Annotated in this window: 21 protein-coding genes; 9 read left to right on the top strand and 12 right to left on the bottom strand. The window is 73.0% G+C overall.

Features of this window, described 5'->3' with window-relative positions; genetic code table 11:
• Positions 1-44 precede the first annotated feature (44 nt).
• Genes ACWEJX_RS31190 through ACWEJX_RS31180 form a run of 3 tightly spaced genes read right to left on the bottom strand, consistent with a single transcriptional unit; the run spans position 45 to position 3,537 of the window.
• The gene (locus ACWEJX_RS31190; RefSeq protein ID WP_451610776.1) at positions 45-755 is read right to left on the bottom strand and encodes a sulfite exporter TauE/SafE family protein; all 711 of its coding nucleotides are present in this window, start codon (positions 753-755) and stop codon (positions 45-47) included.
• Positions 752-2,164: an amidohydrolase family protein gene (locus ACWEJX_RS31185; RefSeq protein WP_451610775.1), complete on the bottom strand. Its 1,413-nt coding sequence runs from the start codon at positions 2,162-2,164 to the stop codon at positions 752-754. The genes ACWEJX_RS31190 and ACWEJX_RS31185 overlap by 4 nt, the downstream gene beginning before the upstream one ends.
• Complete coding sequence (locus ACWEJX_RS31180) at positions 2,161-3,537, bottom strand: uracil-xanthine permease family protein (protein ID WP_451610774.1); 1,377 nt, start codon at positions 3,535-3,537, stop codon at positions 2,161-2,163. The genes ACWEJX_RS31185 and ACWEJX_RS31180 overlap by 4 nt, the downstream gene beginning before the upstream one ends.
• A gap of 583 nt (positions 3,538-4,120) precedes the next feature.
• Between ACWEJX_RS31180 and ACWEJX_RS31175 the strand changes: the two genes are divergently transcribed.
• Both ACWEJX_RS31175 and ACWEJX_RS31170 read left to right on the top strand, forming a co-directional pair.
• A complete protein-coding gene (locus ACWEJX_RS31175) occupies positions 4,121-5,545 on the top strand; it encodes a nucleobase:cation symporter-2 family protein (RefSeq protein WP_451610773.1) in 1,425 nt (474 codons plus the stop codon).
• A 102-nt stretch (positions 5,546-5,647) separates the two neighbouring features.
• Positions 5,648-6,391 (top strand): transcriptional regulator, encoded by a 744-nt coding sequence (locus ACWEJX_RS31170; RefSeq protein ID WP_451610772.1) that lies wholly within the window; start codon positions 5,648-5,650, stop codon positions 6,389-6,391.
• Here the strand turns inward: ACWEJX_RS31170 and ACWEJX_RS31165 are convergent.
• Positions 6,388-7,389, bottom strand: a complete 1,002-nt coding sequence (locus ACWEJX_RS31165; RefSeq protein ID WP_451610771.1) for a quinone oxidoreductase family protein — start codon at positions 7,387-7,389, stop codon at positions 6,388-6,390. The two genes, ACWEJX_RS31170 and ACWEJX_RS31165, sit on opposite strands and share 4 nt — an antisense overlap.
• 212 nt (positions 7,390-7,601) lie before the next feature.
• On the opposite strand from ACWEJX_RS31165, the gene ACWEJX_RS31160 reads away from it, so the two are divergent.
• Positions 7,602-8,186 carry a TerD family protein gene (locus tag ACWEJX_RS31160; RefSeq protein WP_451610770.1) on the top strand — a complete coding sequence of 195 codons (585 nt, stop codon included), beginning with the start codon at positions 7,602-7,604 and terminating at the stop codon, positions 8,184-8,186.
• A gap of 84 nt (positions 8,187-8,270) precedes the next feature.
• Here ACWEJX_RS31160 and ACWEJX_RS31155 read toward each other — a convergent pair whose 3' ends face one another.
• The 8 genes from ACWEJX_RS31155 to ACWEJX_RS31120 form a co-directional block, all read right to left on the bottom strand.
• A complete protein-coding gene (locus tag ACWEJX_RS31155; RefSeq protein ID WP_451610769.1) occupies positions 8,271-8,945 on the bottom strand; it encodes a response regulator transcription factor in 675 nt (224 codons plus the stop codon).
• A complete protein-coding gene (locus ACWEJX_RS31150; RefSeq protein ID WP_451610768.1) occupies positions 8,939-10,075 on the bottom strand; it encodes a sensor histidine kinase in 1,137 nt (378 codons plus the stop codon). Before ACWEJX_RS31150 ends, ACWEJX_RS31155 begins: the two co-directional genes overlap by 7 nt.
• A 90-nt stretch (positions 10,076-10,165) precedes the next feature.
• The gene (locus tag ACWEJX_RS31145) at positions 10,166-10,840 is read right to left on the bottom strand and encodes a 4'-phosphopantetheinyl transferase family protein (protein WP_451610767.1); all 675 of its coding nucleotides are present in this window, start codon (positions 10,838-10,840) and stop codon (positions 10,166-10,168) included.
• Between the two features lie 75 nt (positions 10,841-10,915).
• Positions 10,916-12,496, bottom strand: coding sequence for an MFS transporter (locus ACWEJX_RS31140; RefSeq protein ID WP_451610766.1), 1,581 nt, complete (start codon positions 12,494-12,496; stop codon positions 10,916-10,918).
• Between the two features lie 13 nt (positions 12,497-12,509).
• Positions 12,510-14,165, bottom strand: a complete 1,656-nt coding sequence (locus ACWEJX_RS31135) for an FAD-dependent monooxygenase (protein ID WP_451610765.1) — start codon at positions 14,163-14,165, stop codon at positions 12,510-12,512.
• Entirely contained in the window at positions 14,162-15,379 is a 1,218-nt protein-coding gene (locus ACWEJX_RS31130; RefSeq protein WP_451610764.1) for a beta-ketoacyl synthase N-terminal-like domain-containing protein, read from the bottom strand. The genes ACWEJX_RS31135 and ACWEJX_RS31130 overlap by 4 nt, the downstream gene beginning before the upstream one ends.
• The gene (locus ACWEJX_RS31125) at positions 15,376-16,599 is read right to left on the bottom strand and encodes a beta-ketoacyl-[acyl-carrier-protein] synthase family protein (protein WP_451610763.1); all 1,224 of its coding nucleotides are present in this window, start codon (positions 16,597-16,599) and stop codon (positions 15,376-15,378) included. The genes ACWEJX_RS31130 and ACWEJX_RS31125 overlap by 4 nt, the downstream gene beginning before the upstream one ends.
• Positions 16,592-16,876 carry an acyl carrier protein gene (locus ACWEJX_RS31120; protein ID WP_451610762.1) on the bottom strand — a complete coding sequence of 95 codons (285 nt, stop codon included), beginning with the start codon at positions 16,874-16,876 and terminating at the stop codon, positions 16,592-16,594. The genes ACWEJX_RS31125 and ACWEJX_RS31120 overlap by 8 nt, the downstream gene beginning before the upstream one ends.
• A gap of 306 nt (positions 16,877-17,182) precedes the next feature.
• Between ACWEJX_RS31120 and ACWEJX_RS31115 the strand changes: the two genes are divergently transcribed.
• The 6 genes from ACWEJX_RS31115 to ACWEJX_RS31090 all read left to right on the top strand — a co-directional run bounded on the left by ACWEJX_RS31115 (position 17,183) and on the right by ACWEJX_RS31090 (position 22,160).
• Positions 17,183-18,193 carry a hypothetical protein gene (locus ACWEJX_RS31115; protein ID WP_451610761.1) on the top strand — a complete coding sequence of 337 codons (1,011 nt, stop codon included), beginning with the start codon at positions 17,183-17,185 and terminating at the stop codon, positions 18,191-18,193.
• Positions 18,194-18,263: 70 nt separating this feature from the next.
• On the top strand, positions 18,264-19,328 hold the full coding sequence (locus tag ACWEJX_RS31110; protein WP_451610760.1) for a ScbA/BarX family gamma-butyrolactone biosynthesis protein: 1,065 nt from the start codon (positions 18,264-18,266) through the stop codon (positions 19,326-19,328).
• On the top strand, positions 19,325-20,020 hold the full coding sequence (locus ACWEJX_RS31105) for an HAD family hydrolase (RefSeq protein ID WP_451610759.1): 696 nt from the start codon (positions 19,325-19,327) through the stop codon (positions 20,018-20,020). The genes ACWEJX_RS31110 and ACWEJX_RS31105 overlap by 4 nt, the downstream gene beginning before the upstream one ends.
• Positions 20,017-20,721 carry a 3-oxoacyl-ACP reductase FabG gene (gene fabG, locus ACWEJX_RS31100; protein WP_451610758.1) on the top strand — a complete coding sequence of 235 codons (705 nt, stop codon included), beginning with the start codon at positions 20,017-20,019 and terminating at the stop codon, positions 20,719-20,721. Before ACWEJX_RS31105 ends, fabG begins: the two co-directional genes overlap by 4 nt.
• 18 nt (positions 20,722-20,739) lie before the next feature.
• Positions 20,740-21,147, top strand: a complete 408-nt coding sequence (locus tag ACWEJX_RS31095; RefSeq protein ID WP_451610757.1) for a hypothetical protein — start codon at positions 20,740-20,742, stop codon at positions 21,145-21,147.
• A 35-nt stretch (positions 21,148-21,182) separates the two neighbouring features.
• Positions 21,183-22,160, top strand: coding sequence for a quinone oxidoreductase family protein (locus tag ACWEJX_RS31090; RefSeq protein WP_451610756.1), 978 nt, complete (start codon positions 21,183-21,185; stop codon positions 22,158-22,160).
• The last annotated feature ends 129 nt before the right edge of the window (positions 22,161-22,289 follow it).

The raw sequence follows: 22,289 nt of genomic DNA, 5'->3' as shown, positions 1-22,289 counted from the left end.
GAGCGTGAGGCCCCGGGTGATCGCCTGCGCCTCGGCGGTGCCGGTCACGGCCCGAGCATGAGGACGAGCCCGGAGACCGTCGCGAACCCGAGCACGAACAGCCGCATCCGGGACGCGTTCAGCCGGTGCCGCACCAGGCGGCTGGCCCAGGCGCCGACGGCGATCGCCGGCAGCAGGGCCAGCGCCCAGCCGAGGTCCGCCGGCTGCCCCTTGCCGGTGGCGAACAGCAGGGCCAGCGAGGCGAGTTCACCGACGAGGAAGCAGAGGGCGACGGTGGAGCGCAGCTCGGCCGGCGGGCGGTGCTGGTAGACCAGGGCCAGTGGCGGGCCGCCGACGCCGGTGGCCGTCTCCGTGAGCCCGGTGATCGCGCCCGCGCCGAGATAGGCGGCCCGGCCGGGGCTGAAGGCCGGCGCGGCGAGGCTCACGACCGCCGCCAGGACGGTGGCGACGCCCACGAAGAGGCCCAGGCTGCGGTCCGGGATCAGCCAGAGCAGCGCGAGCCCGCCGGGGGTGGCGGCGAGCCGCGCGGCGGTGATCCAGCCGGCTCCGCGCAGATCGAGCGAGGCGCGCTCGCGCCAGGCGACGTACACGTTCAGCGGGATCATCGCCGCCAGCACGAACACCGGGAGCAGTCCGGGGGCCAGGAGCCCGGCCACCGGGGCGACGATCAGCGCGAAGCCGAGGCCGCTGCTGCCCTGGACGAACGAGGCGACCGCCACGGTGAGCGCGAGGACGGCCAGGGTGGTGACGCTCACGCCGCTGTGCTCCTCGTCCGGGCCGCCGTGGACGTGGGGTGCGCTCGGGTGATGGCAGCACGGGCCACGGAGGCGCGGGCCAGTTCGGCCGCCCGCCGGACGAGCGCGGGGCCGTCCCAGGTGGTGGGCAGGCCCTGCCACAGGCGCATCCGGCCGTCGACGAAGACGGCGGTGATCTGGTCCCGGTTGCCGCGTCGCACCAGCTCCCAGGGTACGTCCCAGGAGAGCGCCAGCTCCGGGGTGGTGACGTCGACCAGGAGGAAGTCGGCGGCCAGGCCCTCGGCGACGACGCCGGTCCGGGCGCCGAGACCGACGGCGTCGGCGCCGCCGCGGGTGGCGTGCTCCAGCCAGGTCCAGCCGGCGCCGCAGGAGGAGTCGCCGGTGGCGAGCCCGTACGTGATCCGCTGGGCGGACTCGGCCGCCTCGGCGAGCCGGAAACCGTCGCCACGGGTGCCGTCGGTGCCGAGGCCGAAGCGGATGCCGCGCTCGGCCATGGTGAGCGCCGGGGCGACGGCGTTGCCCTTCCAGGCGCTGGCCACCGGGTTGTAGCTGACGGCGGTTCCGGTGTCGGCCAGCAGGGTCAGCTCGCGGGGGGTGAGGAGCGTGGCGTGGGCGGCGAGCAGCTGTGGGCCCAACGCGCCGGTGCGGTGGAGGTGTTCGAGGGGGCGCAGGCCATGCCGTAGCAGGGAGCGTTCGACGCTCGCCAGATGCTCGTTGACGTGGATCTGGACCGTGGCTCCCGCCTCGGCGGCGAGCCGGGAGACGTGCCGCAGGGTCGCGTCGGTCGCGGCCTCGGGGATGGAGACGGCGAGGGAGGGGTGGACGAGCGGGTCGCCCCCGTACCGCGCGAGGTGCTTCTCCGCGCGGGCGAGGACGGCGGGGTCGGCTTCGGCGCCGGGAGTGTCCGGGGTGTCCGGGGCGTCGTTGCAGACGAGCCCGAGGACGCAGCGGATGCCCGCGTCGCGCGCCGCGGAGGCGACGACGTCCACGTCCACGTCGGCGCGGGTGCCCGCGTCGGCGACGGTGGTGAAGCCGCCGCGCAGCGCTTCGAGGGCGGCCAACTTGGCGGCGGTGTAGGCCGATTCCTCGTCGAGCGCGCTCTCCAGCGGTACCCAGACCCGCCGGAAGATCTCCGACGGCTCGCCGAAGGCGAGTGCGGAGCCGAAGCTCTGCGTGAGGTGGTGATGGGCGTCGACGAAGCCGGGCGTCAGGAGGTGACCGGGCAGTCGCACGCCTTCCAAGTGCGGGTGGGTGAGCCGGAGTTCGGACGAGGGGCCGACGGCGTGGAAGGTGCCGTCGGCGACGACGACGGCGAACCCGTCGGCGGGCCCTTCCGGCAGCAGGACGGCGTCCGGTTCCAGGAGGAGCGGGCCGGGGCTGTCGAGGAGTCGGCGGATGTGCTGGTTCATCGGTGGCTTTCCGTACGGCTGGTGACCAGGCGGGCGGCGATGCCCGGCCTGAGGTGGTGGAAGAGGACGTTGAGGACGGCGGCGGTGACGGCGCCGACCGCGACGCCGCTTTCGAGGAGGATGCGGACGTTCGGCGGGAAGCCCGCGTACACGCCCGGCACGAGGATGGGCAGGAGTCCGAGCGCGAGGGCGACGGCGCAGACGAACGTGTGGGTGTGCTTGTCGAGGTCGGAGCGTCCGAGCAGCTGCACCCCGAGCACGGTGACGACCGCGAAGACGACCATGGCGGTGCCTCCGACGACCGCCGACGGCACGAGGCTGATCGCGCGCGTCACGGGGGCGAGGAAGCCGATGGCGATGAGGACCGCGCCGGCCGCAGCGGTGACGTAACGGCTGCGGACGCCGGTCACCCGGACGATGCCGATGTTCTCGCCGCTCGTCACCATCAGCGGCAGTCCGAGGAACCCGCCGAAGAGGGAGGTGAGCGCGTCGCCGCGGACCGTCGCGGGGACGGCGGTGCGCCGGTCGATGTCCTTGCCGACCGCCTCGGCGTTGATGACGGTCTGGCCGGTGGCCTCCGCCATCGAGGCGAGGCTGTAGAGCATCAGCGGCAGCGCGGCCACGAGGCTGAACTGCGGCGAGCCGAACGGCATCAGCTGCGGCAGACCGAACAGGCCGCCGTCGGCCGCGCGGCCGAGGTCCACGTGTCCGAGGACCGCGGCCAGCGCCGTGCCGGCGAGGAGCCCGAGCATGACGGCGAGCTGCCGCAGGACGCCGGTGAACAGCAGGTAGAAGACGACGGTGAAGCCGATCGTCGCCATGCCGAGGGCGAGGTTCGAGGGGTCGGCGAAGCCGGGGGTGCCGGGGCGTCCGGTGACGAGGACCGCGCCGACCTTCACCAGGTTGACGCCGACGATGACGATCATGGTGCCGATGACGAGGGCGGGGAAGAAGGCGAGGAGCCGGGAGAAGAGCGGCAGTACGACGAAGGTGAAGGCGGCGGTGAGGATCACCGCGCCGGACGCGGTGCGCAGGCCGTGCTGTTCGGCGATGGAGAGGAAGAGGATCAGTGGCGCGCCCCCGGGCAGCATCACGAACGGCAGCCGGGAGCCGAACTTCCAGGGGCCGAGCGACTGGATCAGGGATCCGACTCCGGAGAGCACGAAGGCCGCGGAGAGCAGTTTGACGGTGAGGCCGTTGCCGAGGCCGAGCGAGGCGCTCATCAGGAAGACGGCCGAGATCGGTGTGGCGGCCATGACGAGGACGTGCTGGATCCCGAAGAGGAGGATCCGGCCCAGAGGGCGCGACTCGTCGACGGGATGGACGGCGGGGACGGCGGGGACGGCGGGGACGGCACGGACCTGGTCATCCACCGGGGCGGGGCCTTCGGGTTCCGGCGCGGGTGCCGGCGGCTGATCGGTTCCGGTGGGGGACTGGCGGGGACTGGACACGTTCGAGCTCCGATCGGCGTTCGACACGTACTGGGCACGACAGGGGTTCAGCCGCGATCCGGCCCTGGACGGGGAGCCAAAGCGAGGTGGCCAAATCGATTTGGCCGTCAGTATGTGAGGCGGTCCGCCGGCCGTCAAGGGCGTGGTCGCGGAAAGCGGCGGGTCGGCCCGTGCCGGCGGCGCGAACTGACGCGGCATCAGAACGGGCAACGAAATCCGCACCGCGTGCACCCGTCAGCCATCGATTCGTAAGTTACTAAGGGGTTTTGCTTCAGAAGTGCGATCCCACGGCTTGCGCGAGAGCATGCCTGTCCGCCAGGATCTGTCTCCGGCCCGGGCCGTTCGCCCCGGCCCCCTCACGCCTCCATGTCCGGATGCCTGGCAGCGCAGCGGCAACCCCGTGCCCCCGGCCCCGTACCGCCCGATCCGCGCGGCCACCCGGACGTCTCCTCCCGAGGCCCCCCACGCACCACTCTCATTCACCTACCCTCAAGGCAAGGCAGAGATGGCACCACTGTCCGCGCGTCGGCGACCCCTCACCACCGTCCACCCGGTGGACGAGGTCCTCCCCCTCCCCACCCTCGCGCTCTACGGATTCCAGCACGTCCTGGCGTTCTACGCCGGCGCGGTGCTCGTACCGGTGATCCTGGGCAGCAGCCTCGGCCTCTCACGGCAGGAACTCGTCTACCTCATCAACGCCGACCTGGTCACCGCCGGCATCGCCACCGTCATCCAGGCCTGGGGCTTCTGGCGGATCGGCGCCCGGCTGCCGCTCGTCCAGGGCGCGACCTTCACGGCCGTCTCGCCGATGATCGCCATCGGCCAGGGCGCGGGCGGCGGCACCGCCGGACTCCTCGTGGTGTACGGCGCCGTGATCACCGGCGGCGTCGCCGCCTTCCTGGTCGCGCCCTTCGCCGGGCGCCTGACCGCGTACTTCCCACCGGTCGTCACCGGCACCCTCCTCACGGTCATCGGCGTCGTCCTCATCCCGGTGGCGCTCCAGGACGTCGGCGGCGGCGCGGCGCTCATGGGCGGCCCCCTGTACGGAACCCCCGGCGACCTCGCGTACGCGGGCGGCACCCTCCTGTTCATCCTGATCGTGATGCGGTTCGGCGGCCCCTTCCTGCGCAGCATCGCGATCCTGCTCGGGCTGGTCGGCGGAACCGCCGTCGCGTGGCTGCTCGGCGACGCCGAGTTCGACACGGTCGACCAGGCCGGCTGGCTCGGCGTCAGCACGCCCTTCCACTACGGCCTGCCGCACTTCCAGGTGCTGCCCATGCTCGCGATGGTGATCGTCATGCTCATCACCATGGTGGAGACCACGGGAGACGTGTACGCCATGGGCGAGATCACCGGGCGCGACGTCGACGGCGAGACGGTCAGCCGCGCGCTGCGGGCCGACGGCATCGCCACCGTCCTCGGCGGAGTGTTCAACTCCTTCCCGTACGTGGCGTTCGCGGAGAACATCGGCCTGGTCCGCATCTCCCGCGTCACCAGCCGCTTCGTCGTGGTCGCGGCCGGCTTCTTCATGGTCGTCCTCGGTCTGGTGCCGAAGATCGGCGCCGTGGTGGCGTCCGTGCCCCACCCGGTGCTCGGCGCGGCCGCCGTCGCGATGTTCGGCATGGTCGCCACCGTCGGCATCCAGATCCTCGCCAAGGTCGACCTGCGGGAGGAGCGCAACGCCATCATCCTCGCCGTCAGCCTCGGCGCCGCGATGCTCCCGACCGCCGTCGCCCCCTTCTTCGAGCGCATGCCCACCGAGGTGCGGGCCGTCCTCGGCAGCGGCATCACCCTCGGCACGCTCACGGCCGTCCTGCTCAACCTGTTCTTCCACGTGCTGGAGAGCCGCCGCAAGCGCGAGGCCATCGACTGGGACGGGCTGGCCGCGTACGAGGACGGAGCGGGCCCGCAGACCACCCCGGTCCGCTGACCACGCCGGTCGGCGGATCACCCCGGTCCGCCGACCGCCACGGCCCGCCGACCCGCTCCCGCTTCCCGCCGCTCCGGGAAGCGCCCCCGAGGTGATCCGCACGTGTCCCACCCCTCCCAACCGTTCCAGCCCTCGCACCCCTCCCACCCCTCCCACCCTCCGTTCTCTCCCGCCCAGGCCCGGGCCGCCCGCCTCCGCATCGGCCTGACTCCCGAACAGGTCGTCGCCGCCATAGGCCAGTTGGGCGTGCACCGCCCCGTGCAAGCCCTCATGTGCTGGGAGGCGGGGACGGTGGCGCCGACGGAGGCCGAACTCTTCGCGCTCGCCGACGCACTGTGGTGCCCCGTACCGGTGCTCATGGACCTGCGGCCCAGGTCCCTGCGCGAGCACCGCCTGGCACGCCGGTTCAGCGCCGAACGGCTCGCCCTGCGCATCGGCATGGACCCGCGTGACTACGCCCGCGCCGAGAACGACCACCAATGGAACGGAACCGACCGCCAGACCCTCGTCCTCGCGGACGCCCTGGGCCTCGAACCGGACGAACTGCTGCGCGTCATCGGCCGTGCCGGCGAGCTCGACGCACTGCTCCGGCAGGCCGTCGAGGGCCGGTGGAAGCAGTTCACCGCCCCGCTCGCGCGCCTCGTCGGCGTACGGGAGCGAGCGGTGGCGGACGCGGTGCGCACCCTGCACCAGGAGTACGCCCGCTTCAACGAGCGCTACATGGGCCATCTCGTCGCCCGCAGCGACACCGCCCGGCTGAAGGAGATCGCCACGGAGCGGGCAGCGTGGCTGCACGGCCTCGCCGACCGCTTCCTCCACCTCGTCGGTCACGACGAACCGCGCTAGGTGTTACGTCCCGGGAGGTTGTGGACGGGTGAGCCAGGTCCAGCGGCCGCATCGGGTATGACGAGCAGCTTGCCGGTGGTACGCCGCGCCTCCAGATCGCTGTGGGCCTGGGCGGCCTCGGACAATGCGTAGCGGCCCGTCACCGTGACCTCAAGCGCCTTGGAGCGCACCCACTCGAACACATCGGCGGCCCGTCGGAGCAGTTCGGACCGATCGGCGATGAAGTCCCCGAGGCTGGGCCGGATCAGGGTCAGCGAACCGCCGTGGGCGAGCCGAATCGGATCGAACGGAGGCACGGCACCACTTGCCGCGCCGAAGAGCACGAGATGGCCGCGGGTTCGCAGGCTGGCGAGGCTCGCATCGAAGGTGTGCGCGCCGACGCCGTCGAAGACGACCGGCAGTCCCTGACCGCCGTTGAGCCGCCTCACCTCGGCCGCGAGACCGTCGACTGCGGAGGAAAGGATCACCTCGGCCGCCCCGGCACGCTTCGCCAGCTCGGCCTTCGCCGTGGTCGACGTCGTGCCGATCACCCTGCCGCCGAGATGGGTGATGAGCTGGGTCAGAAGCAGCCCCATGCCACCAGCGGCCGCATGCACGAGCACCGTGTCGCCCTCATGAACCGGGTAGGCGTCCTTGACGAGATAGTGCGCGGTCATGCCCTGGAGGAGCACGGCGGCGGCTGTCTCGAAGCCGATGTCGTCGGGCAGCGGCACCAGCCGGGAAGAGTCCACGACGGCCCGCTCGGCATACGTGCCGGGAATCTCCACCCAACCGACCCGGTCCCCGACTGCGACGTCGGCGACGCCGGGTCCGACTTCGACGACCGTGCCGGCGCCCTCAGCGCCCGGGGTGAAGGGCAGCGGGAGGCTGTACCGGCCTTCGCGGTGGTAGACGTCGAGGAAGTTCACCCCGGATGCGGCGACCTCCACGATCGCCTCGCCCGGACCCGGCCGCGGCTGGTCCACCTCGACCTCCTGCAGCACCTCGGGACCGCCCACTCCGTACACCTGAATCGCTCGCATGACCCCTCCAATCACGGCTCATCCCGCACCAACCCCGTTGCTGGCGATCCGATTCCCGGGCAAGCAGACCAGCCCGCCGCCCCCGCCGAGAGCGCGGCGCCGTCATTTCGTCGTCCCACGGGGGAACCGCCCAGGGGCTGGGCACACTCTGCGTGTCGTAGAGGCTTCGACAGAAGGATGACCCGCGCATGATCACGCTCACCAAGGAAGACGGCCCGGCGGACCTGGACGGAGTGACCCACCTGTCCATAGGGGTCTCCTGGGACCCCACCGGCGGCAGCGCCGGCGGAGTGCTGGGCAAGCTGCGCCGCACGACCGGCACCGACCTCGACCTGATCGCCGTCGCCATGCAGGGCGCGGACCCGGTGCGCCTCGCGGGGCTCGACTCGCTCGACCCCATGGGCAACGGCTCCCTGGTCCACAGCGGCGACAACCAGACCGGTCACGGGGACGGCGACGACGAGACGATCACCGTCGAGTTCGCCCGTATCCCGGCCCACATCACGTCGATCGTGTTCGTCGCCGCCGCGTACAAGAAGGGCAGCTCCTTCCAGAAGGCGCGCAACATCAGCTTCAAGGTCTACGACGCGACCGGCGGCAGCTCCCAGCAGGTCGCCGACATCTGGCCCAGCCTGCTCACGCAGGACAACGGGTGCGCGGTGGCCAAGGCGATGCGGGTCGGCGGCGCGTGGAAGCTCGAAGTGATCAACGTGACGGGGAAGATCAAGCAGGGCGACGAGCACGCCCTGATGCGTTTCGCGATGAGCAAGTAGGCGGCAGGGTCTGTGGTGCGAAAGGCGGCGGGGCACAGCCCGGGAGGCCGCGGCCCCGCCGCCACGGCCGCGGCCGCCCCGCCGTCAGAGCGGAGCCGTCTTCGGCGGAGCCGAGGCGGGCGGGGTGATCAGACCCGCGGCCACTGCCTTGTTGGCCGCGTCGACCCTGGAGGTGGCGCCCAGCTTGGCGAAGATGTTGCGCATGTGGCGCTTGACCGTGCCCTCCGTCAGGCCCAGCACGGTCGCCGTGCGTCGGTTGCTGTGGCCGGCGGCGACCAGGGTGATCACCTCCACCTCGCGGGGGCTGAGGGCCTCGTGCGGCTGCTGCGGCGCGGGTGCCCGGCTCGCCCGGGAGCGGGGCGGCAGCGACACGGTCAGACCGTCCTGGGTGCAGGCGTCGCGCAGGGCGGCGGTCAGCGACCGGTGGGTCGCGGTCTTGTGCAGGAAGCCGCGGATGCCGAGCGGCAGCAGCGCCTGGAGCAGTCGTGGGTCGTCGTGCATGGTCAGCACCATCACCCTGGTCTCGGGCGAGGCGGCCTGCAGGGCCTGGACCGTACGGCCGGGGTCCTCGTTGCCGGGCATCTCGATGTCCATGAGGACCACCGCGGGACGGTGTTCGGCCACGGCCGCCACCATGCCCGGCGCGTCGCCCGCGGTGGCGACCACCTCGAAGTCGCCCATGGCGGCGATCAGTTCGGCCAGGGCGTCGCGGAGCAGGGTGTGATCGTCCGCGATCACGATGCGGTGCGTGGTCACCACGCGGTTCGCCCCCCGGCCTGTTCCGGACCGGGCGGCAGCGGCACGGACATCCGCATACCGGTGCCCACGCCGGGCGTGCTGGTCAGGTGGAACGATCCGCCCATGGCCTGCGTCCGCTCCCGCATCGACAGCAGGCCGGTGCCGAGGCCCGTCGGCCGGCCGGCGTCGAAGCCGTCACCGTCGTCGTGGGCGAAGCAGTCCACGCGGTGCGGCGCCACGTCGACCTTCAGCGCCACGGTTCTCGGTCTCGCGTGGGCGAGTGAGTTCCGCAGGAATTCCCGCAGGACGAGAAACAGCTCCTCGGCGTGTTCCGGCGGCAGCCACGACTCGTCTCCGTTCACCTCGATGTGGAGGCTGGTTCCGGACGGCTGGTGCTGCTCCGCGTATTCCCTCAGAGAATCGGCCAGTTGGCGCGTTCCTGTCGTTATGCGCAGATCGGAGATCAGTTGGCGGGTGAAATCGGACGCCTCGTCGAGCGCGTCTCGCACCCGGCCCAGGAACGGTGTTCCCTCCTCGCCGGGCCGGGACCGGCCCGCGGTCTGCTCGTGCAGATCGAGATAGCGGTGCGCGACCGCCAGAGTGTTGCCGAGATGGTCGTGCAGGTCCCGGCCCAGCTGCCGGCGGTGGCCGCCGGCGCGTTCCTCCACCTTGTTCAGCAGGTAGGCGTCGTAACCGGCCGCCGACACCTGCAGACAGGTCGACAGGCTCTCGTTGAGCGCCGACACCGCGCGCCCCAGACACTGGGACGCCTGCTCGGGCGGCAGGTCGGCGACCGCCCTGACCAGGTACTGGAGTGTGGTCTGGAACAACAGCCCCGACGAGCGGAGCGTGTCGGCCGGGTGCACCGTCTGCAGGATGCCCCGGGTGCTCAGGCCCACCGAGAGGCTGAGGGCGACGTTGCCCTCCCTCCGGTCGTCGTCCGCGCGCAGTGCGGCGCAGCATTCCTCCAGGACGAGCCGCGCGTGTTCGCGGGCCTCCGCCCAGAGTTCGTCGGAGGTCACCAAAGGGCTGGAGATGTCGAGCAGGGCGTCGTGGAAAGAACGGATGATCTCGTCTCTTCCGGAGAGCAGCCAGCTCTCCAACCGCCGTGCGGCAGCCCTGGAGTCCTCGACCGGTTCGGTCTTCATCATGATCAGCTCCCCCTTGCGTTGCACGGAGGAGTCTAACGAGACATCGCTTCTACAGGAGACCGGAATTCCACTTGCAACGCATTCTTACCATCACCCGACCTGCACCGATGCACGATCCGCCGTCGAGCGGAGGGGGGCGTCCACATGGTGGCGGAGTCTTATTTCGACCGCCCGGTGACGCCGTTCGGTGGCCACCGCGGCGGCATAGTCACGGAACGGGTGAGGCAATGTCAGGTTGGTGGCGGGCCACGGCGACAGGTCCCGGCCCGCCGCGGCGGACAGCCCCAGGCCGGACGCCTTCACCGCGGCCTCCAGACGCGTCCAGGCCCGGAAGCCCGGCACGGTGGCCACCTCGCGGGGACGGCCCAGGACCCGCGCCCAGTCGATGCCGGCCCGGACGCGCTCCACGTCCACGCCGACCGTCGCGCCCGGCGGCCGTACGCCCAGCAGGGCCAGGCCGTCGGAGCGGGAGAGGCTCACCGCGGGGCCCGGGCACCACCCGAGGTTGTATCCGGGTTTGCCGTGCGGGCCGTTGCGCACGTGCGTCAGCTCCGCCGGGTGGCAGCCCAGGTAGCCGGCGACGATCTCACGCACCGCCAGATGGGCGGTGAGGTAACGGTGCCGGGCGCGTGGACTGCGCTCGCCGAGCCGCCACACCCGGTGTCGCTCGTACGGGCTGAGCTCGTCCACCCGGCCGTCGTGGCCCCCGGGCGCCACCGCGTCGAGTGAGATCAGCCACACGTCGACGACATCGGGGTGCAGCATGGTGCGTCCTTTCACGAGAAGCGGGTGCCCGGCGTGCGGGGGAGTCACGCCGGGCACCCGGTGAGGGGGGTGCCGTCAGTCCTCGACGAGCGTCCGCTCGCGCTCTGCGGAGGGCTGCTGGTCGGCCGCCGGCGCGGCGGACCGCTCGGCGAGCATCAGGTGCACGACCACCGCGGTCACCGCGCACAGCGCGGCGGAGGCCCACAGGACCACGCGCAGCGCGTCCGTGTGTCCCTGGGACAGGAAGTCCAGGAACGAGTCCCGCAGGCGCGCCGGGGCGTCGGCCACCACGCTCGCGGTGTCACCGCTGGCGACCTGGTCGGAGGCGCGGCCGGCCGCGGCGTCCGGGCCGAGGAAGCGGCCGAGCCCGTCGGAGATCCGCGAGCGCACCAGCGAGGCCAGGGCGGCGACCATCACCACGGCGGCGATGGCCTCGCTGGCCAGCCGGATGGTGTTGAACATGCCGGCGGCCATGCCGGCCCGCTCCGGCGGCACCGTGCTGACCGCGGCGCCGTCGAGCACGCCCATGATCAGGCCGACGCCGACACCGGAGACGAGCAGCGGCGCGGCCAGACCCGCCACCGTGATGTCGGGGTGGACGATCGTCAGGAGGGCGCAGCCCGCGGCGATCAGCAGCAGGCCGAGACCGAGCACGGTGCGCATCTGCATGCCGCCCGCGACCAGCTTGCCGGCGATCAGCGGGCAGAACAGCACCGGACCGGTCAGCAGCAGCATGATGAGGCCGGCGCCCTGGGCGCTCGCCCCGTTGGCCCCGATGAGATAGGCCGGCAGCACCAGGAGCAGACCGATGAAGCCGAACGAGAAGGCGACGTTGAGCAGGTTCACGCCGAGGAAGCGGCGCTCCTTGAACAGCGACAGGTCGAACATCGGCGCCTGCTGCCGCCGTTCCACCGCCGCGAACACGACGACCAGCACGATCGATCCCGCGAACAGGCCGAGCACCGTCGCGCTGCCCCAGCCGCTCTGCGGGCCCTGGATGATGCCCAGGGTGAACAGCACGAGCGCCAGGCTGAAGGTGATCGTGCCGGGCCAGTCGATGCGCCCCGCCCCGGGGTTGCGCGACTCCGGCAGGAACGGCAGGCCGAGCATCGAGAGGACCACGAGCGCCAGGTGCGCGTAGAAGACCGACTCCCAGCCGAACGCGCCGGCCAGCAGACCACTGGTCGTCGGGCCGAGCGCCAGACCCGCGCCGAGCGTCATGCCGGCCACGGCGAACGCCTTGGCGCGCTCGGCGCCGTCGAAGCTGGTGGCGACGATCGCCGTCGCCGAGGTCATCAGGGCGGCCGCGGCGACACCGGCGAGACCGCGGGCGATGTCGACGACGAGCACGCTGGGGGCGAGGACCGTGGCCACCAGCGAGAGCGCGTACAGGCCGGAGCCGAACGCGAACATCTTCTTGCGGCCGATCAGGTCGGCGAGCGACCCGGCGACCATCATCAGACTGGCCGCCATCACGTTGTAGGCGTTGACCACCCACTGCAGAGAGGCCAGATCGCCGCCGAGCTCGCGGCCGATGTCCGGAAGCGCGACGGGGGTGCCGCTGACGCCGAGCGGCACGATCAGTACGCCGAGACACACCACGAGCAGGGTGAGCCCCGGTCGGGTCCCGGCGGACCGGGTGTCGGGGGTGGTCATGGGGACGGGCTCCTTATGTGAGCGGTTCCGGTACGGGGTGCGGGTGCGGGGACGCGGGCAGCTCCACGAGGTCGCGGACCAGGCGCAGATCGCCCGGCCGGCCGAGGGTGGAGACCACCGCGTCGGGACGCACCAGGCACACGGCGGGGCCGCGCAGGCCCAGTGCCGCGTGCAGGGCTCCGGCGGGATCGGCGAGCACGGGCACGCCGCTCCTCTCCCGGGGGGACGGGGCGCCGGAGACGACGAGGGTGCGGTGGCCGGGCCGGTCCAGTGCGGCGGCGGCCGAGAACGCCTCGGCGGTACGGGCCGGGTCGCGCCGGTCGGCGGCGAACACGAGCAGCAGGGGCCGGCCGCCGTCGAGGAGGTCGTGCAGACGTTCGTGGCGCGCCCCGCCCGCTTCGTACGCGGGGGAGAGCGGCACGTCGGGCAGCCGCGCGCCCTCGCGCAGCCGGCCGGTGGACCGGCGCGGGCCGGGGTGGACCAGGGACAGCTGGGTCTGCCGGGGGATGACGAACCGGTCGAGCAGGCCGGTGCGTTCGCCGACCCGAAGGGCCGTGTCCCGCACGTTGCGCCGCCAGCCCTTCATCATCCACAGCCGGGTCTGCAGGTCGGTGTCGCCGAGCACGCCCTGCGCGACGGCGCGGCGCTCCGCCTCCCAGCGGTCCAGGAAGGACTCCGGCGAACCGCCGGCGAGGACCGAACCGAGCCGCCAGGCGAGGGTCGCGCCGTCCTCGATGCCCGTGTTGAGGCCCTGGCCGCCGGCCGGACTGTGGATGTGCGCCGCGTCGCCGACCAGCAGCACCCGCCGGTCGCGGAAGCGGTCGGCGATCCTGCGGTGGACCCGGAAGACGCCGGTGCGGTGCTCGCCGGTCAGCCGGATCGGCACGGGGCAGCGCTCGGAGGCCGCGCGCTGCACCTCGGCGCGCACGTCCTCGGCGACCTCGGCGTCCGGCGCGAGACTGGTGAAGACCCGGAAGTTGCCGCCGGGCAGGCCGACCACGACGAGAACGCCCTTGGCGGTCATGAAGTAGTGGGCCTCGTCCTGGGCGAGCGGGGTGTCGCAGGGGCCGTCCGACAGCAGGAACCGCTGCGGGTACGTCTCCCCCTCGTAGCCCGTGCCCAGCGCGGTGCGCACCGTGCTGTGGGCGCCGTCGGCGCCGACCAGCCAGTCCACGCGGACCTGGGAGGCCCGGTCCTCGGCGTCGGTCAGCCCGACCGTCACGCCGTCGCCGTCCTGGTCGAGCGAGGTGAGCCGGACGCCGAACTCCGTCTTGCCGCCCAGTGCTTCGAAGCGGTGGCGCAGGGCTTCCTCGGTGTGCTGCTGCGGCAGCGACACCGCGAACGGGAAGCGGGTGTCGCGCACCTTGTCGAAGGTGAGCCGGGCGACCCGGCGGCCACCCGAGTGGTAGTTCTGCGCGTGCAGGGCGAGCCCGCGGTCCAGGATCTCCGTGGCAGCGCCCAGCCGGTCGAGGGCCTCCAGGGCCCGCGGCCACAGCGTGATCGCCTTGGCGTGCGGGTTCGGCCGCTCGGCCTGGTCGATCAGCCGGACCGGGATCCCCTGCTGCAGGAGACCGGTGGCCACGGCGAGACCGACCGGGCCGGCGCCGACGACGAGGACGCCGGAGCCGCCGCGTGCCGGGTTCGCGCCGCCGCCGCGTTCCGTACTCATCCGGCGGCTCCGTCCCGTACGACCAGGCAGGCGACGTTGCCGTCGTGCCCGACCGAGGTGACCAGGGCGATCCGGCCCGGTCCGGCCTCCTCGCCCTGCCAGTGGGCCAGCACGGCCGCCAACTGCAGGGCGCCGTCGGCGCTGTACGCCTCGCCGGTGACGTCCTTGACCCGCACGGTCGGCACCGGACGGGCGCCCAGCGCGGTGCGTACGGCGCGCAGTTCGACCTCCTCGAGCGCGGTGAGCCCGGTGGCGCCGAGCGAGACGAGAGCGACGTCCCCGGCGTCCACGCCGCTGCGCTCCAGGGCCCGGCCGATGCAGTCGGCCAGTGCCCGGGCCGGCCCGGGCCGAGCGCCCTCGGGCACGAACGCCGTCTCGCAGGCGAGGAGTTCGGCGAGCACCGGGGCGCCCGCCGCGCGGGCCGCCTCGGCGTCCCGGACGGCGAACACCGCGCAGCCCTCACCGACCGGCACGCCGCCGGTCAGGCCGCCGGTCGCGTGCCAGCCCCAGACCGTCTGCGGGCACAGCTCCTCGACGCCACCCACGACAAGCCGCTCGGCGTGGCCGCGGTCCAGGGCGTTGCGGGCGTACCGGAAGGCGTTCAGCGACGCGGTGGTGCCGCCGGACAGCGTGGCGTTGATCCCGCGCAGACCGTGCCAGATGGCCATCTGACCGGTGACCGAGTTCATCACCGTGTTCGGGAAGGCGGCCGCGTTGACCAGGTAGGGCCGCTCCTGGACATGGGTGTCGCGGGCGAACTCGCTGCTGCTGCGCACACTGCCGGAGGTGCTGCCGACGACCACACCGGTCGTCGTCCACTCCGGGTGGTTCCCGGCACCGTCCGCCGGGCCGGCGTCGCCGGGGCGGGCGTCCACCGGGTCGGCCGAACCGGAGCGGAGCACCGCCACCGCGGCCAGGCCGAGCGCCGTCGTCCGGTCCAGGTGGCGGGTGCCCTTGCGGCCCACGTGGTCCGCGATCCGGAAGTCCGGCACGACCCGCACCTCGCCCGGCAGACCGTCGTCCTGCGCTTCGCCGAGCGGCAGCTGTGCGGCATCGGCACAGGCCGTGCGGTCACCGCGCAGTGCCTCGGCGAGGGCGTCGAGGCCGAGACCCGCCGGCGAGACGACACCGTGGGCGGTGACGGCCAGGGGACGGACCCGGGGCAGCGCGCCCGACGGCGCGGCGCCGGGGGTGGAAGCGAGCGTTGTCGTCATGACACTTTCCCGAGGATCGTGATGGCGTTGTTGCCGCCGAAGGCGAAGCCGTGGTTCTGCGCGATGCGCACCTCGGCCGGACGGGCCCTGTTCGGCACCGGATCCAGGCCCGGGCCGAGCGCCGGGTCCGTCTCGCGGAGGTTCGCGGTCGGCGGCAGGAAGCCCTGCTCGATCGCCTTGCAGCAGATCAGGGCGCCGAACCCGCTGGCCGCGCCCATGGTGTGGCCGAGCATGGACTTCACCGAGCTGACCGGCGGCAGGGTGGTCCCGAACGCCTCGCGGATGGCGGTGACTTCGGTGATGTCGTTGGTCGGCGTGCCGGTGCCGTGGGCGCTGATGTAGTCGACCTGGTCCGGCGTGATGCCCGCGTTGCGGTGGGCGCGCCGGATGCACTCGGCGATGCTCCCGGAGTCCGGGTGCACCATGTGCTTGGCGTCGCAGCTGAGCCCGTAGCCGAGCACCTCCGCGTAGATCCGCGCACCCCGGGCCACCGCCCGGTCGAGCGGTTCGAGCAGCAGCGCCACGCCGCCCTCGGCGGTCAGGATGCCGGCCCGGTCCTTGTCGAAGGGCCGGCACACGTCCTCGGAGAGGGCGCCGAGCCGCAGGAAGCCCGCGTGGGTGTAGCGGTTCACCGAGTCGGCGCCGCCGGCGATCATGTAGTCGGCCTCGCCGGTGCCGACGAGATCGGCCGCGTAACCGATGGCGTAGTTGCTCGCCGAGCAGGCCGTGGGCAGGGTCTGCGCCTCTCCCGTCAGGCCCAGTTCGGTGTTGACGGCGGCCGCGATCCGGCCCGCGGGCACCTGGGACACCAGGTGCGGGGAGAGGCTCTTCAGCCCGCCGGCCACCCACTCCTGGGTGAGCCGGTCGACGGCGGGCGCCTCTCCGCTGGTCGTTCCCATCGCCGAACCCGAACGGGCCCCGGCCAGTTCGGCGCGGCTCAGACCGGCGTCCTCGACGGCCTGGACGGCGGCCGCCGCGGCGAGGAGGCTGGAGCGTCCCCACCGGTCGGTGTCGAGCCGGCGCAGCGTGTCACGCGGCTCGAAGTCGTGCACCTCGCCCGCCATCACGCTCGGGAAGCCGGCGGTGTCGAAGGAGCGGATCGGCGAGATGCCGCTCCGGCCCTCCCGGACCGAGCCGGCGAGGGCCTCGGCACTCATGCCGAGGCTGCTCACCGCGCCCAGTCCGGTCACCACGACACGTCGTGCGGTGGACTCAGGCACGCTCGGCTCCCGAAGCGAGCGCGATCACGTGGCCGGACAGGGTCGCGAGGTCGGTCAGGTTCTCGGCGTGGTCGACCGGAACCGCGATGCCCAGCTCCTTCTCGATGCGGGCCAGGATCTGTATCAGCGCCAGCGAGTCCGCGTCGAGGTCCTCGACGAACTGAGCCGTGGCGTCCAGCTCGGCCGGCTCGCCCTCCACTTCCAGCTCCTCGGCCACGATGATCCGGATGCGGTTCTCGATCTCGGCCGACGACAGCGCCACAGAGTTGTTCGACACGGCGGTTTCTCCCCTCTCGGTCGGCGACCTCCGCCGACCGGTGATCAGGAATCTGCCAGGCCGGAAAGGGCCGAAGAAGGGATCTGCCACCAAGGCGCGCACCGCGTCGCCGCAAGTGGCAGCCCTCGTGTGTCGACCAGGTGCACCCCTTTGACCAGGGGGGATGCCTCTCGATGTCACTTTCGAGGCAGTGCCCCCTGCCCCTTGGAGGCAGCGGCGTTGAGACGGCCCCGGAGGGCACCCATGCTCGGTTCTCGACAACGCCCCGAACGGCGTGGCGTGGACGTGGCGTGGAAAGGGAATCCGATGCCCTCAGTGATCAGTGCGAGCCGGGAAGGCGACGCGGCGGCGGCCTCGGCGGCCCCCGCGCCGGCGGCCGCGGGCCCGGCGCTTCACCGGCCACTGGCCGTGTTCTCCGCCGCCATGGGCGTCGTCACCCTCGGCGCCCTCGTGGGCCTGGCCGTCGACGACCGGGTGCTCAACGGAGCGCCGATCTGGCTGAAGCCGCTGCACTTCGCCTTCTCCCTGGCCGTCTACGGGCTGACGCTCGCCTGGCTCCTGCCGCGCGTCACGCGCTTCCCGCGCACCGCATGGTGGGCCGGGACGCTCATCGCCCTGAGTTCCCTGGCCGAGATGCTGATCATCGGCATCCAGGCCGGCCGCGGGACGTTCAGTCACTTCAACCACACCACGGACGTCAACACCGCCTTCATGAACGGCATGACCGTCGCCGTGGTCGTGCTGTGGTCGTCCAACTTCCTCGCCGGCGTCCTGGTGCTCAGGGACCGGTCGATGCCGGCCGCGCTGCGCTGGGGCGTACGGCTCGGGCTGTGGCTCGCCGTCATCGGCATGGCCCTCGGCATGCTGATGAACCCGCCGACCCCGGAGCAGCAGCAGGCGCTCGACGCCGGCCTGCCCACCCTCGTCGGAGCCCACAACGTGGGTGTGGCCGACGGCGGTCCCGGCATGCCGCTCACCAACTGGAGCACCGTCGGCGGCGATCTGCGCATCCCGCACTTCGTCGGCATCCACGCGCTCCAGGTCCTCCCGCTGGCCGCCCTCGCCCTCATGCGGGCCGGCCGCCGCCGGCGCGGGTCCCTGTTCGCCGACGAGCGGGTCGCCACCGGCCTGGTCGTGGTCCTCGGCGCCGTCTGGGCCGGGCTGATCGCGCTCGTCACCTGGCAGGCGCTGCGCGGCCAGTCGCTGGTCCACCCGGACGCCGCCACCCTCACCGTGGCCGGCCTGCTGCTCGCCGCCGGAGCCGTCGCGGCCGCCGCCGTCCTGGGCGCCGGCCGGCGTCGTGCCGCACGCCGCTGAACCGCCGCCGAACCGCCCCCCAGGGGCCCCTTCCCGGCCTCCCTCACCCGAAGCACGGAGTAGAACCCACATGTCCGAGACCGCGGTGGCCACGACCGCCGAGCCCGCCCTGCAGATACGATTCGCCCACACCGTCGACCGGCACCTCGTCCACCGTGCCGCGGTCGCCGAGGTGTTCGTCACCGACGCACGCCAGGTCGGCGACTCCGTCTACCTCGCCGGCGCCCAGACCCCGCTGTCCCACAGCTACTACAACGACCACGTGCAGGACCCGGCCGTCACCGACGTCCTGCTCGTCCTGGAGGCGTCCCGGCAGGCCGCCGTCTGCGCCGCCCACACCTTCCTCGACATCCCCATGGACACCTCCTTCCTCGTCAACGAGGTGTCCGTCCAGCTGCGGGACGCCGACGCCCTGCGCACCGGCAGCGACCCCGGCGAGCTCCAGCTGCTCACCGAGTACCCGACGGTACGGATGAAGGCCGACCGGGCCCGCAAGGTCGGCGTCACACAGGAACTCACCTTCAACGGGCGCCCCGTCGGCACCGCCACCATGCAGGTCAGCGCCCTCACCAAGACCGAGTACCGGGCCCTGCGCGAGTTCCAGCGCGGTGGCGTGGCCCCGTCCACCCGCGAGGTCCCGCCGCCCGACCGCTCCGCCGTCCTCGCGCCCGAGCAGGTCGGCCGCAACGTCCGCGGCAACGTCGTCCTCGGCTCGCCCGCCTTCGACGGTGGCCGGCTGACCGCCCGGCTCACCCCGGACTTCGCCAACCGCAGCCTCTTCGACCACGAGTACGACCACTATCCGGCCATGACCCTCCTGGAGGGCGCCCGCCAGCTCAGCCTGCTGGCCGCCTTCTGGCGCGGCCGCCGGCTCAGCCGTACCCACGTCCTGGGCATGGACGCCGCGTTCCTCCGGTTCGCCGAACTCGACGCCCCGGTCACGCTCTCCGCCGCGATGCCGGAGCGCGGCCGCGACACCCTCGACGTCGTCTTCGAACAGGCGGGACGCACCATCGCCACCGTCACCGTGCGACTCGCCGAGGAGACGGCGGCCGAGGCCGGGACCGCGGCCGCCGCTGAGGCCGGCACCACGGCCGGGGCCGGCGCCACGGCTCGTACGGGCGCGGCCGCGTGACCGCCCCCGTACGAGCCGTCTGGACGGACTTCCGCGGGGTGCTCACCCCGCCGCTGTCCTGGGCCGTCGAGTCCTTCTGCGGCCGCGCCGGCCTGGAGCCGCGCACCCTGCACGCGGCGATGCGCGTCGTCGGCGAGTCCTACGGCGCCGGCTCCATGGAGGTCCTCGACACCCCCCTGGCCACCGAGGAGGAGTGGGGCCGGCAGGTCGAGCGAGTCCTGCGCGACTCCTTCGGCGTCACCGCCGACATGTCCCGCTTCGCCGAACGCTGGTTCGCCGACCGCCGGGTCAACGAGCCCTGGATCGCCGAGCTGCGCCGCCTGCGCGCCGCCGGCGTCTTCGTGGGCCTGCTCTCCAACATGCCGCCGGGCTGGGACCCGTACTGGCGCCTGATGGTGCCGCCCGAGGACTTCGACGCCCTCGTCATGTCCTTCGAGGTGGGCTGCCGCAAGCCCGACCGGGAGATCTTCGACCTGGCGGCGCGCCGCTCGGGCCTGCCCCCCGAGCAGAACCTGCTCGCCGACGACCTCGCGGAGAACTGCGAGGGCGCGGTCCGCGCCGGCTGGCGCGGACTGCACTTCACCGACACCGACAGGGCCGTGCACGCCCTCCGGTCCGCCTGCGGACTCCCGCAGGACGGGACCGGCCGCACGCCCGACCCGACGCCCGACCCCGAAAGGATCCCGTCATGAGCCGTACCGTCCTGATCAGTGGAGGAAACCGGGGCATCGGTCTCGCCGTCGCCCGCGCCTTCAGCGAAGCCGGCGACAAGGTGGCGGTCACCCACCGCAGCGGCGAGCCGCCGGCCGACCTTTTCGGCGTGCGCTGCGACGTCACCGACGAGGCGTCCGTCAAGCGGGCGGTCGCCGAGGTCGAGGCCCAGTTCGGCACCGTCGACGTGCTGGTGGCCAACGCGGGCATCACCCGCGACGGCCTCATGCCGATGATGAGCGAGGCCGACTTCCACGACGTCCTGGACACCAACGTCACGGGCGCGTTCCGGCTCGCCAAGCACGCTACCGGCGGCATGCTGCGCAAGCGGTGGGGCCGGCTGGTCTTCATGTCCTCGGTGATGGGCACCCTCGGCTCGCCCGGCCAGACCAACTACGCCGCCTCCAAGAGCGGCCTCGTCGGCCTGGCCCGGTCGCTGGCCTGGGAGCTCGGCTCGCGCAACATCACCGCCAACGTGGTCGCGCCCGGCCTGATCGAGACGGACATGATCCAGCACGTCACCGACCGGCGACGGGCCGAACTCATCGCCAACACCCCGCTCAAGCGCACCGGCACCCCGGACGAGGTCGCCGCCGTGGTCCGCTTCCTGGCCTCCGACGCCGCCGCGTTCGTCACCGGTGCCGTGGTCCCGGTGAGCGGCGGCATCGGCATGGGCGACTGACGGATCACCCATGTCGGCATGGACGAGACCGACGTGCACCAGGCCCGGGAGGCCGGCCTCCTCCTGGACTGCACCCCAGCCAGCGGGTTCTCCCGCGACGACATGGACGTCCTCGACCGTTGGACGCCCCTGAACCCGGCCGCCCGCACCACCGAGTGCGGCGGGGCGCGCTGCCCGGGCGCCCGCCGGCTCGCCGACGACCGCACGGCCGCCGCCAAGTCCGTACGGCTGCGCCAGATCGCGCTGTCCCTGCACCAGTGGTGGCTCCAGCCGCAGGCCGTGGACCTGGAGGACGACGGCGCACGGCTGCTCTTCCGGCACCGGACGGCGGGCGACGCCGAACTCGTGCTCTGCCCGCTGCACACCCTCCACACCGACGTGTGGGACTGGTGCGTACGCCTGCGGGCCCGCACGGCCCCCGGCTGAGGCCGCCCGCACCCGAGACCCCGAAAGGAAAGCACGTGCGCATCGTGCGCTACCACGCCTTCGGTTCCCCCGACGTCCTGGTGACGGAGGAGACCGACCTGCCCGTGTACGGGCCGCAGGACGTCCTCGTACGGGCCATGGCCATCGGCGTCGACCACGCCGACGTCCAGCGCCGCCGCGGGACCTTCCCGCTCGGCGCCCCCGCCCTCCCGCACTGCCCCTCCACCGACGTCGCGGGCGTCGTCGTCGCCGTCGGCTCCGAGGTCCAGGGGCTCGCCCCCGGCACCCGCGTCGTGGTGTGGAAGGCGCCCGCCGCCTACGCCGACTACGTTGCGGCGCCCGCCTCCCGGGTCCTGCAGCTGCCCGACGGCATCGACGACGCCGAGGCGACCCTGCTCGGCTCCACCGGACGGGTCGCGCTCAACCTGCTGCGCACCGCCGCGGTATCGCCCGGCGAGACGGTACTCGTGCACGCCGGCGCGGGCGCCGTCGGACACATCGCGGTCCAGGCCGCCCGACAACTCGGCGCGGCCCGGGTGATCGCCACCGCGGGCTCCGCGCCGAAGCGGGACTTCGCGCGCTCCATCGGCGCCGACCACGTCGTCGACTACACGGCCCCCGACTGGGCCGAGCAGGTGGCCGAGGCCGCCGGCGGCGGCGTCGACGTCGTGCTCGACGGCGTCGGCGGCAAACAGCTCGTCACGGACGTCCGGCTGCTCGCCCCCTACGGCCGGCTCGTCGTCTACGGCGGCTCCGGCGGCGACACCGCCCAGCCCGATCTGCCGGTGCTCGACCTGCTCGGCATGCGGAGCGTCATCGGCTTCAGCATGCCCGCCGTCCTCGAACACCGCCCGCGCCAGGCCCAGCAGGCGGTGCGCGACCTCGTACGCATGGTCACGGACGGCGCCGTACGCCCGGTGATCCACGCACGCGTACCGCTGGAAGAGGCCGCGCGGGCCCACGAACTGCTCGAAGAGCGGCGGACGACGGGGCGGGTCGTGCTGGTGACGTGACGGACTGTCGGGCCGGCGGCCCGGCAGCCGGACGGCACGGCGGCCCGGCAGCCGGACGGCACGGCGGCCCGTCCGGCCGGACGGCCCGGCGGCCCGGCACCCGGACGGCACGGCGGCCCGTCCGGCCGG

The sequence above is a fragment of the Streptomyces sp. NPDC004788 genome, from assembly GCF_053601115.1.
The sequence above is the reverse complement of the archived record's forward strand: the minus strand, read 5'-3'. Positions and strand labels throughout refer to the sequence as shown.

Coding starts and splice junctions, on each gene's coding strand:
- ACWEJX_RS31185 (WP_451610775.1), bottom strand. CDS start 2,164: ATGAACCAGCACATCCGCCGACTCCTCGACAGCCCCGGCCCGCTCCTC.
- ACWEJX_RS31175 (WP_451610773.1), top strand. CDS start 4,121: ATGGCACCACTGTCCGCGCGTCGGCGACCCCTCACCACCGTCCACCCG.
- ACWEJX_RS31160 (WP_451610770.1), top strand. CDS start 7,602: ATGATCACGCTCACCAAGGAAGACGGCCCGGCGGACCTGGACGGAGTG.
- ACWEJX_RS31150 (WP_451610768.1), bottom strand. CDS start 10,075: ATGATGAAGACCGAACCGGTCGAGGACTCCAGGGCTGCCGCACGGCGG.
- ACWEJX_RS31145 (WP_451610767.1), bottom strand. CDS start 10,840: ATGCTGCACCCCGATGTCGTCGACGTGTGGCTGATCTCACTCGACGCG.
- ACWEJX_RS31140 (WP_451610766.1), bottom strand. CDS start 12,496: ATGACCACCCCCGACACCCGGTCCGCCGGGACCCGACCGGGGCTCACC.
- ACWEJX_RS31135 (WP_451610765.1), bottom strand. CDS start 14,165: ATGAGTACGGAACGCGGCGGCGGCGCGAACCCGGCACGCGGCGGCTCC.
- ACWEJX_RS31130 (WP_451610764.1), bottom strand. CDS start 15,379: ATGACGACAACGCTCGCTTCCACCCCCGGCGCCGCGCCGTCGGGCGCG.
- ACWEJX_RS31115 (WP_451610761.1), top strand. CDS start 17,183: ATGCCCTCAGTGATCAGTGCGAGCCGGGAAGGCGACGCGGCGGCGGCC.
- ACWEJX_RS31110 (WP_451610760.1), top strand. CDS start 18,264: ATGTCCGAGACCGCGGTGGCCACGACCGCCGAGCCCGCCCTGCAGATA.
- fabG (WP_451610758.1), top strand. CDS start 20,017: ATGAGCCGTACCGTCCTGATCAGTGGAGGAAACCGGGGCATCGGTCTC.
- ACWEJX_RS31095 (WP_451610757.1), top strand. CDS start 20,740: ATGGACGAGACCGACGTGCACCAGGCCCGGGAGGCCGGCCTCCTCCTG.